The organism is Christiangramia flava JLT2011, from assembly GCF_001951155.1.
Taxonomy (GTDB): domain Bacteria; phylum Bacteroidota; class Bacteroidia; order Flavobacteriales; family Flavobacteriaceae; genus Christiangramia; species Christiangramia flava.
In genome coordinates this window covers 1,100,156-1,112,690 of record NZ_CP016359.1, presented here as the reverse complement: position 1 = coordinate 1,112,690, position 12,535 = coordinate 1,100,156, and the positions used below count along the sequence as shown (strand labels likewise).

The window sequence follows — 12,535 nt, the reverse complement described above, 5'->3', positions numbered from 1 at the left end:
TATCTAATCAATATGAAACCTACTGGTTAAAGGATTATCACCAAAGCTATCGAATAAAGTTCTGGAAATTAATTCAATCTTTCCATCTCCATCATCGACGAAATCCCATTTTGCCAGTATTTTTTCTCCATTAAATATTAGAAAGGTATTAAAGCTTCTAATTACCCTTCCTTTATGACGAGTTATATGAATGTCATAATCTGCTTTCGTCCATATCTCAATATCTGTATCTCCCTCAGGCCTGAAAGTTTTCAGGACTATTTCATTCTCTTTCAGAATAATTTTGCGATCAATATTTTTTAAAGAAATTCCGTCAGCTGGAGCGTCTACATATTCAGTGATAGGTGATTTGAAAACCGCTTCCTGAGCCTGAACAAAGCATCCGGTGAACAATAGGATGAAAAATATTTTTTGCATATAATCAATGAAGCAATTTCCAGACCAGTTTATTTTTGAATATAAGTGAATTTTGTTTTACGAATATATAACTCATTGCTTCCATTAATTCCTATAGCATCACCAGTTCTTGAATCGAAGGGAATAATATGGTCTTGTTTTTTAATTTCAATATCTCTAATCATTCTATTAACCTGGAGGTTGTCCAAACCGACTTCAAGAAGATGACTTTTAATTCGATTTTGAATGGCTTCTTTCCATTCAAAATAATGGCCATGGTGATGTGTGCACATTCCATAAACTATTCCTTCATAGTCAATGATCACTGTCCATAATTTTAAGGTTAGTTCAGTCTTACTTCCTGATATAAGATGAGCCATGAAATAATAATCTATTTCAACGCCGAGTAGAGGATTTCGGACTTTTAAGCCACTATTAAAGTAGATTGGGTCGCCAAAAATTGTTCTAAGAGACATAAAAAGGAAATATTCCCAAAAATAGGAAATATTCCATATATTTGATAGAGAATAATTAACATTGTAGTAAGTCTTTGATTTTTAATTAAATGGTATTTTAGAAATGGATAAGCCAAAATTCAGTTTGACCAAAGAACAATTAGAATTCTATTCTAATTGTAAATTTCCAAAGGATTATTCAATTATGGATTTGGAAGAGGATGAGGTTTTAATTACACCAAATAATAGTGTGAAGATTTATCCGGCTAAATTTGGTTATACTAACCTGGCAGATGTTCACGGATTGATTGAGGATTCGGATAGTCAGAAGATTTTTACTGTAAAAAGTACTTTACTATCAACCCTGCCAGACGTAATGTCTCCTTCATCCGACTATTGCATAATTTGGACTAGTACGAATAATGAGATTGAAGGAATTTCTGGTTACTATATTGGCAATCCGGAGGAAGATGTTTATCACGTATGCCTAATTGATTATGAATTGAAAGCTGCTTATCAAAAGTTGGAGGCATTAAGTAAAATGAAAACTTATAAATAATGTGTTATAAAGGATCTATTTCTAAAGAAGAAAGAAAGTTGATGGGGTATGGGAATAAAGGTAAGAAGGGTATTCGCACCATCCAACCCTCATATAATGTGAACGCATTTTCAAATCCGGCCATACCAATTGTGGCGCAGGACTCTCCTGACTATATAACAACCGCAACATGGGGCCTCGTTCCTTTTTGGGGTAAAAGAGATCCTGAAAAGTTTTTAAAGGACAGCAAATACACCTTAAATGCCAGAGGGGAGGATTTTTGGGAAACCAAGTCTTATAAACCTTACGTGCAGGAAGGCAGATGTGTAATTTTGTTCGATGGCTTTTATGAACCGCACACATTTTCTAGTAACAAAAAGCAGCCGTTTTATTGTTATGTACCTAATGATGCGGGGGATTACAATAGTCGTTCGATTCTACCAATAGCGGGAATTTATTCCATCATGGATGATGAATACTATGTTTCTTTAGTTACTACTGAAGCAAACGATTTTTTTGCTAAGGTTCATAACGTTAAAAAGAGAATGCCATTGGTACTAGATGATAAATTGGTCGAGGAGTGGATAAAACCTGAACAATCAAAATCTGTCATTGATGATCTGGTTCGGAAAGGGTTTACCTCGAAAGAATTTCATGCGCACGCAGTATCAAACGATATTTACAAACGGGATTTTGTACGGGATGGTAAAGATGTAATTGATCCGGTTCAACCAATACAAAATATTTTCTAATAAGGATGCTACCATTTCTGGTGTCATTTACGCTTTCTTATGGTTATACATCAAAAAATATTCTAGCGTGATTTTAATTAGGTAGTCAAAAGCAACTGTCAATAATTAAGGAAATGGAAAGACTTTAAAAATTTTATAAATGATATTATCCATCCTTTCTAAATTATTTTGGCTAAGTAATCGGCGCTTTGTTTCAAACTTGCATAATAGTCTTTATTGAAATTTTCCTGTTCAATTATATAATGCCAAGAAGATTTATTAGATATTCTTTTTAAAATTTCTTGATAATCTATTGATCCATTGCCTATTTCTGTATTTAAATCCTGGTTGGTTTTATCCATGTCTTTAATATGCAGTAAATCAAATCGCCCAGGAAATTGTTCAAGAACATTTATTGGATCTAGGCCAGAACGAACCACCCAATACACATCCATTTCAAATTTTACAAGTTCTTGGTTAGTATGTTGCAGAAGAATCTCATATCCATTGTATTCAGAATTGCCTAACTTGTCAAATTCAAAGTCATGATTATGATAGGCTATTTTTAAATCAGCCTCTTTGCACAATTCTCCAGCTCGATTCAATCTTCTGGCAATAGTCTTATAGTCTGCTGCTGTTTGCCTCAAATTCTCTGGAATACTAGGAACCGTAATATATTCTTGTTCTAAAGTTTTGGCTACTGCAATCACTTCCTTTAATTCCTCAAAATCTCCAGCTAGCATTTTTTCCAAACCATAATGACCACTTGGCGATTTTAAATAGTTTTTTTTAAAAATTTGTTGGAGCTTTCCTGGTGTTAGACCGTACATTTTTCCATCTGTTAAACCGTATGTTTCTATTTCGGTAAAACCTATTTGCGCCAGATTTTCCAAAACAGCTTCTGGCTGCTTATTGATAATATCCCTCAAAGAATACAACTGAATTCCCAGTTTTTTGCGGAATGGAAAATCTTTTAAATCTGGAATGACCGCACATGAAAATAAAGCTAGACCGGTTGTTTTCATTATAAATTTTTTTCGGGTTATCATGATTTAATGTTTGGTAATTAATTTTTGTTGGGCTCGGAAGGCGCTTGGTGTAAATCCGAGTTTGCGTTTAAAAGATCTATTGAAATTTGAGATATTGCTAAACCCACTGTCGAAGCAAATTTCACTAATTGATTTTTCAGTTTCAATAAGTTCTCTAGCCGCATGGCCTAACCTTAGATCGATGACATAATCCGAGAATGAGCTATTAGTGCTCTTCTTAAAAAAATGGCTAAAGGCTGATTCTGACATGTTGATTAATGAGGCGACATCTTGTATGAGAATCTTACGATGCAGATTTTGATGTATGTAATCGCTCACTTTCTGAATACGACGACTTTTTGATATTTTATAATCCTCGATATAAGAAATGGAGGCCAGGGACTTAGTATTTCGAGCTATTGACAAATCGTATAATATAGATAGAAATGTCAAAAATGAATCGAAATCCTGATTTTCAGATAATCCCATGATTTTTGGTTTCAACTGATTGATCGTATCGTCTGAAAATAATATACCCCTGCTTGATTTGTCCAGCAGATCTCTTATTGGCATGGCTAATTTTTTATTGAGTGACTGAGGAGAAATGAAGTTCATATGAAACTGAATAGTAATAACATGTGCATTTTCATATTCCGGTCTTCCAATCCAGCAATGTGGCGTATTGGGACCAATAATAACTAGATCCTGATTGCAATAATCAGAGATCGAGTCTCCCACGATTCTCTTGCCTGACGAATTCATCACCAGGTTTATTTCTATTTCTGGATGATAATGTAATGGAAAGTCAAATTTAGCATTCTGGTGATTGAGAACTACGAAGAAGTCATCATTGGAAATTGGGACTAATTCCCGAAGAACTTTATCTTTTTTATTCATAATAGTATCATATTTAAAACTTATTTATGAAAGTATATATTAAGAATATTGATAAAACTACCACAAAAATATGAGATATACGTTTAAAATACTTTTAAAAAACTAATTATTACACATTTTAAACATGACTAGCCGAAAATAAATTCATATAAATAACATATGTTATTCATCAAAGTATTATATATCGACTTTATTTACAAAATTTTTCTTAATAACATGCTTTTAATTTGTGATATCACAATATTTAATCGAATAATTAATGAATATGAATTTTACCTTAAAAAATCATGTGATTATTGTCATGTTTTTAATCACAACAATTGCGGGGACTGCTCAAAATATTGTTACAGGTACCGTAACAGATAATCAGGAGGTGCCCCTTCCAGGAGTAACCGTCATGGAGGAGGGTACTAGCAATGGGACCGTAACCAATTTTGATGGAGAATTTACATTGGAGATCAATTCTATGGATGCTCAGCTGGTCTTTTCAAGTATTGGTTTTGTTTCGCAAACGATTTCGGTTCCAGAAGAGTTAACTGTATCTATAAAATTAGAGGAAGATCTTAATCAATTATCTGAAGTGGTGGTTGTGGGATATGGAAATGTTCAGAAAAAGGATCTGACGGGTTCGGTCAGTAGCTTGAATACGGAAAAGGTGGAAGATATTCCAGCAAATTCCATTGAAAGAGTGCTGCAGGGCCGTGTAGCTGGTTTGCAGGTATCAACTCCCTCCCAGGATCCCGGTGCTGGAGCAACGGTTAGGATTAGAGGGGGAAGTTCTTTGCGGGGGTCTAATGCACCCTTAATTGTGGTAGATGGTTTTCCATTAGGAGATGCGGGTAATCTAAAGCAGATTAATCCTGCGGATATTGAAAGTGTGGATGTGTTGAAAGATGCTTCAGCTTCCGCAATTTATGGTTCTAGAGGAGCCAACGGTGTGATAATTATCACTACCAAACAGGCCAAAGAAGGCAAAACCACTATTCGTATTCAGCAACAATCTACCGTTTCTTATTTCAATTCAAAAGTTGACTTATGGCGCGATCCAGTGCTAATGGCGCAATTAAATAATGAGTCCAGATCCAATGGCGGTTTCCAACCATTATATATAGGGGCTGAAAACTCCACGGGGGTTTATTATCCATCTGTAGCGGAATTGCAATCTGGAGATTGGCCATATTTTACCAGATGGGATGACATAGTGTTTCGAGATACTCCAATGTCTAATAATACCACTGTAAGTGTTAATAGTGGAACGGATAAAACCAGTTTCAATCTAAGCGCCAATTATTTTTCAGATATGGGTGTTTATAAAGATGATGACTACGATAAAGTGGGCTACAACCTTAGGGTTAAGCATGATGTATTCGAAAACTTTAAGATTCGCTTCTCTAACATCTTAAGTAAAGGTACCAGAAACAGTAATTCCGGGCTAGCCTATTGGCGAAACCCTATTTTCCCGATTTATGATGACAACGGCGACTATTTTCTGGTTGGAACAAATGATTATAATCATCCGGTTGCCATCGCAGATAACCGCCTTGATGATACCAAATCAATCGATGTTATTACTTCTGTCGCTTTTGAATATGATATATATGATGCATTAAAATTAACCTCAAGATTCAACTATAAATACGGGGAATATATTAATGATCAGTATTTTCCAGATACCTACACTCAGGCAGGAGATTTCAATAATGGTGCTGCTCGAATCAATAATTGGCAGGGACATAATCTGGTTTCTGAAACATTTGCCAATTACGACGAGAACTTTGGAGATCACCGACTTGGTGCAACAGTGGGCTTCACCTATGAAAAATATATGACAAGAAGTTCTTCACTTGGGGCTTTTGATTTCGTCAACGAAACCTTGCAAAATGAGAATATTGGTGCCGGAAACCCCGAGCTTAATCAAGTTTCCAATAATAAGATAGAAACAGAGCTGGTTTCAGGGATATTTCGATTGAATTACGGTTATAAAAATAAGTATCTGGCGACTTTTACAGGTAGGGTGGATGGTTCTTCCAAATTTGGAATCAACAATAAATGGGCTTTTTTCCCTTCCGGTGCTTTAAGCTGGAAACTGCACGAGGAGAATTTTCTTAAAAATGTTGAAGATTTAAATCAGCTTAAACTGCGGGTGAGTTATGGAGTTTCAGGAAATCAAGGGATCAGTCCCTACCAAACGTTAAGCAGGTATGGTGTAAGTCAGTATTATGATAACGGTAGTTGGGTAACTGCTATAGGTCCTGGATTTGAAGTGGGCCGCGCCGGACAGGGAGGTATTGAAGTATTGTGGGGAGGAATTCCCAATCCTGACCTAAAATGGGAAACCACTTCGCAGTTGGATATTGGAACTGATATCGCCCTGTTTGATGATCGATTGAGTTTTACTTTTGACTATTACAAAAAGCATACGAAAGATTTATTAAGAGAGCGAATTCTAAGTCCATCTTCAAGCTATGACCGAATTTGGATTAATAATGGAGAAATTTCAAATGAAGGAATAGAACTCAGCATAAATGCCGGTATAATTGAGAATGATGATTTTTCCTTGAGCTCTAATTTGATTTTCTACATGAATGAAAATGAAGTTGTTGATTTAGGAGGGGTAGCGGAATCTGGACTAACGATCGATCCAAATACCGGAATGCAGTTTGAATATTCCGGAAATAGTCTAGAAATGTTCCGACAATATCCAAATATTCTAGCAGTTGGTCAGCCAGTAAATGTTTTTTATGGGTATAAAACTGATGGAATCATTCAGGATTTGCAGGAAGGTGTAGATGCAGGTTTAGATGGTGACCTGGCGCAGGCCGGGGAATTTAAATATGTGGATATTAACGGTGATGGTCTGATCAATCTGGATGATCGCACGATCATTGGTGATCCAAATCCTGATTTTAATTTAAGTCTTGGATTAAATACAACCTATAAAAACTTTGACTTTAGCATCTTTTTTAACGGGAGTTTTGGTCAGGATGTGATCAACACTCAAAAATTTAATCAGCCTAGCAATTTACCGTATAGATGGACCTTGGATAACCCATCAAATGAGTATCCGCGTCTGCGAGATGGGCGTCAAACCTACTTTTCCGACTGGTGGGTAGAAGATGGATCCTTTGTGCGAGTTCAAAATTTGACCCTTGGCTATACCATGCCTCTAAATGAACGATTGATCAATAGCGCCAGAATTTATATCAATGGAAACAATCTTTACACATTTACAGATTTTGAAGGCTACGATCCGGAGGTAGGACTCGATGGGATCTATTGGGGAGGCTATCCTAGATTACGTCAATTAACACTTGGACTTGATTTAACTTTTTAAAAATATCAATTATGAATAAGATAAAAATAGCGGGAATCACTTTGCTTTTTTTAGGTGTGATAGCCTGCGATCTTAAGGAAGAACCTTATGGGTTTTATTCTGAAGAAAACTTTTACCAAACTGAAGGTGATGCTAATGCAGCTGTGGATTACGCTTATGATGCACTAACGTATCTGGAATACTCACGGTCAATATTCTTTTTGGGAGATTTACCTACAGAGGAAACCTTTCCAAAAAATGATGAAGGAATCGATGTGCAGAACTTAGATAAATGGCAAGTATCTACATTTAATAATAACAATATTCTCACGAATTTTTTCAAATATGCCTACATCGCCATTAATCGGTCCAATGCAATTCTGGAAAATATTCCAGATGCCGATTATGAGGAAGAATTTCAAAATCAAATACTTGGTGAAGCTTATTTCTTAAGAGCTTGGAATTATTTTAATCTAGTTCGGGCATTTGGAAATGTACCAATTCATGAAGGCTTGGTTGAGACTCTTGATCAAACTGGCGCGCCTTTATCTGAAAATTTGGATCAGGTTTATGATCTAATCATTGCCGATTGCCAGAAGGCTATTGAGCTTTTAGAGGTTAATCAACGATTAGGGAGGGCTGATCAAGTAGCTGCACAAGCGCTTTTATCGAAGGTATATTTGCAAATAGCCTCGGCAAAGGATCACAATGTTTCTTTATATAATGAGATGAACAAAAATGTCGGGGAGATGTATGATTTGGCCGCTGAGACGGCGCTGGAAGTTCTGGAAGGACAGGCAATTTATGGATTTGAGGACGATCTTTTAAATATCTATGATGTGGAGATGCCATTGGGGAGAGAGAATATTTTTCTCCTTTCCATGGATCGAAGTGGAGATATCGAAGGAGATTATTCCAAGATTTCAAAATTGTTCATCCCTTATATAGATGGGGCGACGATTTACCTTCAGAATCCTAACGGATCTTATACTCCATCGCATGATGGTTGGAGCGTTTTCAACACCCCGACGGATTTCTACAATGGGTTTGAAGATGCGGATCTTAGAAAAAACCTGCTAATTGTCGATACGGTATATAATTCACAGGGCGAAGTTTCCGCAACATATCCTGGTGCCATTCCTTATCCTTTTTCTAGAAAATACGTAGATCCCAATTTCATTGGAGATAAAACCAGTGTCAAGCCCTTTCTATTACGATTTTCAGACATTGCCCTGGTATATGCAGAAGCTTCAGGGCCTACGGCAAAATCTTATGAATATGTGAATTACATCAGAAACAGAGCGGGTCTCGGAAACTTGGAACCCGGCTTGGGAATTCAGGAATTTCGCACCGCGATTCTGGAAGAAAGGAAATGGGAGTTAGCCTGGGAAGGAAATCGCCTTTATGATTTGAGAAGATTTAATATTCTCAACGAAACCGTGGCAGAGGCATCCGGACTGTCCAGTGATGAGGTAAACTTTTATCCACTTCCACAGAGAGAAATTGATTTGAATCCCAACTTATAAAAAATGATTATGAAAAGACTAACATATTGTATCATACTGATCATCGGAATTTCTTTTCAGGCCTGTCAGGACGATCCCTGGGAGGATATTGAAAATGGACAATGGAATAATGAAAGAAGCATTTTATCAATTACTTTCCAAAATCAGGTAGGTCAGGCTGAAATCGACCGCATAGATGAAGAAAATGGCCTAATAGAATTGTCTATCAATGCCGATGCCGTCGATGATTTAAGCGCAATTAGCCTCCAAGAACTGGTGCTTTCTTATGGAGCGCAATCCAATATAAATGAGGGGGAATCTTTAAATTTTGAAAATGATGGAAATACGGCAAATTTAGTGGTCACTTCCCAAAATGGAAAAACGCGGGAATACACTATTAAAGTTAATTCCTTTACCGAGACTTTGCTCGGAAAATACTCTATAGACAATCTCATACTATTTGGAGGAACAGGACCAGAATATGGAGGAGGAGGAGTGCTAGATTTAACCTCTAAACCATGGATATGGCCTGAAGACGGCGGACCGGAGGCTGAATTGGATAATTACCTGGAATTTGAGCTGGGAGGAATCACCGAAGAAGGAAACACCTATGGAACCGTGATCAATTATGCTGGCGAAGATGGTCTCTATGCAGATTTTCAATTCATAGGTGATCCTGTAACAGATGTTACAAATTTTTATAGAAAAATACCGACCGGGACGGCCGAGTGGGAGCGAAATTATAACACAGGGACTATCACTTTTACCTTTTCCGATGGACATACCACCACCGGTACATTTGAATCAGCAGGAACCGAGGACCTCGGTAATGGATTAAGCAAAACTATTGAGAATATGGCATTCGCCTTTGATCTTAACGGAACCGATGACTGGGATAATATTTACTCGGATTATGACAAGTTCGTTAAGAATCCGAGAAGATATTGGATCGATGTCACAAAAATAGAATAGATGCAGAGAGAGCATAACAGCTTACCGGGCCTTATCATTCTTACATTTTTGATTTTAGCCTTTTATGGAAACAGTTGCATTGCACAAACGCGTGCGACTGTATCCATTAACGGAAACAGTTTGATGCCTAATAAGTATTTGGGAAATGGTGTTCAATGGGATCCTTACCAATTGGATTATGGAGCGGTAACCCTTGAAATAGATGATCAGGACTGGAAGAAGTTATATGATCGCCTGGATTTTATGAGACCTCAGGTAATTAGGGTAATGATAAATACCACAAGCTCCTTAAACAATGGTAAACTAGACCCTCAAAAAAACTTGAGCAATCTAAAACCCATTCTGGATTACTGTCAATCCAGGAAAGTCTCTGTAACCTTTGGAGATTGGGGTGGAGGAATGGTAGATAGCAGTGCCAACTTGATCAATAAAGAAAATTTGGAATTTGCAGCTGAATACCTGGATTTCTTGGTGAACGAACAAGGCTACTCCTGCATTAAGTATTATAATCTTATTAATGAACCGAATGGTTTCTGGTCTGCCGCAGATGGTAATTATGAGCTCTGGAGAGATGCCGCCGTTTACTTCCAACAAAGTCTTGAACGCCTCAAATTAGTTAACAAAGTTCAGATTATGGCTCCAGATATCGCTATCTGGACAGCAGATAAAACCGATTGGGTTTCTAGAAGTGCCAAAGATTTGAAAGGGGCAATAGGCTTGTTTGATATCCATACCTATCCTTCCAAAATTACTGTGAATTCAGGGGAATATGAGAAAATCATTAAAGAGTATAGAAAAGCAGCTCCCGCAAACGTACCAATGATTATGGGAGAAATTGGGTTCAAGTTTGTCGAAGATGAAGATTCTATTTATCAAAAGGAAAATCTTCGTCGAGCGGCTTCAAAGCCTTATGCCTCCGTGGAAGATTCTCAAATGTATGTTTATGATCATAGTTATGGAATTGATATGGCTGATGCGCTTTTCCAGACGATCAATGCCGGCTATTCAGGCTGTGTGGTTTGGATGTTAGATGATGCTATGCATTCTAAAGAGAGTCCAGAAAAACTAAAGGTTTGGGGTTTTTGGAACATTCTGGGAGAGGAATATTTTGGAGAGTCAGAAGAATCCGTAAGACCTTGGTTTTATGCCTGGTCTCTTCTTACGAAATATATGCCTTCCGGTAGCCGAGTACTGAAAATGGGCAATACTGGGGATAAAGAAATTAAAGCGGTAGCGCTACGATATGGCAACGCCTACACCATTGCCTTACTGAATATTGCCGATGAAGATAAAGATGTTCAGCTAAGTACAAAAAACATTCAGACCAGCGGGAAATTTCAAAAATTCACCTATGCAAAGGGTAATCTTCAAACCAGTGGCGACCACGAATTATTGGCTGACGGCTACCTGAAAATTAATGAAAGCGGTATAGAACATATGAGTTTAAAGCCAGGTTCCCTGACCGTTTTAACCACCTTAAAATAAATTTGATTATGAAATTGATATTCAACAGAAAATGGGTAGCGATCATGTTTTTTATCGCAATGGTCAGTTGTTCTAACGACTCACCAGAAGTCACTGAAGAAGTTGAAACTGATGAAGAGATTGGCCAAGATAGTAACCTGAAACTCGCGGATGGAAATGCTACTGACCAGACCAAGGCTTTGTATGCCAATCTATGGGTTACTCAGCAGGAGGGAACCATGTTTGGTCATCATGATGACCTGATTTATGGGCGAAACTGGTATGCGGAAAGCGGTCGCTCTGATATCAAAGATGTCACGGGCGACTACCCGGCTGTGTTTAGCGTGGATCTGGCAGAAATTATGGATGACCGGAGCACAAATTCTGATTTAAATGATGATCGTTTAAGAGCTATTAAAGAAGCCCGTAAAAGAGGCGAAGTGATCATTGCTAATATGCACTTAAATAATCCTCTTACCGGAGGTGATTCCTGGGATAATAGCTCCAATCAAGTAGCAAAGGAAATTCTATCAGACGGAAGTATGACACAGGTCACCTATCTTGGGTGGCTGGATAAATTAATTGATTTCACCAATAATCTTCGGGATTCCAATGGCAAACTAATCCCTATAATTTTTAGGCCATTTCATGAACATACTCAGGCTTGGTCCTGGTGGGGAAGCAGTGCGACCACCCAAAACGAATTTATCAATCTCTGGAAATTTACTGTGGAGTATCTGCAGGAAAACAACGTTCATAATTTTATTTACGCGATTTCGCCACAACTGGATCAGGCAGGTTCGAAAGAGAGCTATTTATATCGTTGGCCTGGAGATGAATACGTGGATTTTATAGGCTTGGACAGTTACCATGGGACCAATACTGCTGCTTTTAGTACCAATTTACGAAACCTTTCTCTGCTATCTCAGGAGAAAATGAAACCGTGTGGCGTAACAGAAACAGGGGTAGAAGGAATTCGTCATGGAGACGGTTCTCCAATTGCTGAATACTGGACCAGGGAAATTGGCATACCGCTGACTGGAAAAGAAATATCGATGGTGGTATTATGGAGAAATAAATATGATCCTGCCAATACCGGCCATCATTATTTCGCACCATTTGAAGGAGAAGCCACAGTGGATAATTTCATCGATTTTTACGAAATGTCCCATATACTATTCAGTAATGATTTACGGAATATGTACGTCATGCCTAATAATATAAAAGTAGAATAAA

The 12,535-nt window shown here is 37.5% G+C and carries 11 protein-coding genes; 7 read left to right on the top strand and 4 right to left on the bottom strand.

Annotated features, from left to right (window positions below; translation table 11 throughout):
• Positions 1-3: 3 nt before the first annotated feature.
• Positions 4-417: a hypothetical protein gene (locus GRFL_RS04710; RefSeq protein WP_083643525.1), complete on the bottom strand. Its 414-nt coding sequence runs from the start codon at positions 415-417 to the stop codon at positions 4-6.
• Between the two features lie 29 nt (positions 418-446).
• The gene (locus GRFL_RS04705) at positions 447-872 is read right to left on the bottom strand and encodes a hypothetical protein (protein ID WP_083643524.1); all 426 of its coding nucleotides are present in this window, start codon (positions 870-872) and stop codon (positions 447-449) included.
• Positions 873-975: 103 nt separating this feature from the next.
• Between GRFL_RS04705 and GRFL_RS04700 the strand changes: the two genes are divergently transcribed.
• Both GRFL_RS04700 and GRFL_RS04695 read left to right on the top strand, forming a co-directional pair.
• Entirely contained in the window at positions 976-1,410 is a 435-nt protein-coding gene (locus GRFL_RS04700) for a hypothetical protein (protein WP_083643523.1), read from the top strand.
• Positions 1,410-2,141: an SOS response-associated peptidase gene (locus GRFL_RS04695; RefSeq protein ID WP_083643522.1), complete on the top strand. Its 732-nt coding sequence runs from the start codon at positions 1,410-1,412 to the stop codon at positions 2,139-2,141. The genes GRFL_RS04700 and GRFL_RS04695 overlap by 1 nt, the downstream gene beginning before the upstream one ends.
• A gap of 158 nt (positions 2,142-2,299) precedes the next feature.
• Here GRFL_RS04695 and GRFL_RS04690 read toward each other — a convergent pair whose 3' ends face one another.
• Both GRFL_RS04690 and GRFL_RS04685 read right to left on the bottom strand, forming a co-directional pair.
• Complete coding sequence (locus GRFL_RS04690; RefSeq protein WP_158091648.1) at positions 2,300-3,145, bottom strand: sugar phosphate isomerase/epimerase family protein; 846 nt, start codon at positions 3,143-3,145, stop codon at positions 2,300-2,302.
• 27 nt (positions 3,146-3,172) lie between these two features.
• Complete coding sequence (locus GRFL_RS04685) at positions 3,173-4,045, bottom strand: AraC family transcriptional regulator (protein WP_083643520.1); 873 nt, start codon at positions 4,043-4,045, stop codon at positions 3,173-3,175.
• Between the two features lie 301 nt (positions 4,046-4,346).
• Between GRFL_RS04685 and GRFL_RS04680 the strand changes: the two genes are divergently transcribed.
• From GRFL_RS04680 to GRFL_RS04660, 5 genes are read left to right on the top strand one after another with little or no spacing between them, the layout of a single operon-like run.
• Positions 4,347-7,379: a SusC/RagA family TonB-linked outer membrane protein gene (locus tag GRFL_RS04680; protein ID WP_236995880.1), complete on the top strand. Its 3,033-nt coding sequence runs from the start codon at positions 4,347-4,349 to the stop codon at positions 7,377-7,379.
• A gap of 11 nt (positions 7,380-7,390) precedes the next feature.
• Positions 7,391-8,884 carry a RagB/SusD family nutrient uptake outer membrane protein gene (locus tag GRFL_RS04675; RefSeq protein ID WP_083643519.1) on the top strand — a complete coding sequence of 498 codons (1,494 nt, stop codon included), beginning with the start codon at positions 7,391-7,393 and terminating at the stop codon, positions 8,882-8,884.
• 9 nt (positions 8,885-8,893) lie between these two features.
• On the top strand, positions 8,894-9,835 hold the full coding sequence (locus GRFL_RS04670) for a hypothetical protein (protein ID WP_086047727.1): 942 nt from the start codon (positions 8,894-8,896) through the stop codon (positions 9,833-9,835).
• Positions 9,836-11,320, top strand: a complete 1,485-nt coding sequence (locus tag GRFL_RS04665; protein WP_083643518.1) for a cellulase family glycosylhydrolase — start codon at positions 9,836-9,838, stop codon at positions 11,318-11,320.
• A gap of 8 nt (positions 11,321-11,328) precedes the next feature.
• Positions 11,329-12,534, top strand: a complete 1,206-nt coding sequence (locus tag GRFL_RS04660) for a glycoside hydrolase family 26 protein (protein ID WP_083643517.1) — start codon at positions 11,329-11,331, stop codon at positions 12,532-12,534.
• Position 12,535: the final 1 nt, after the last annotated feature.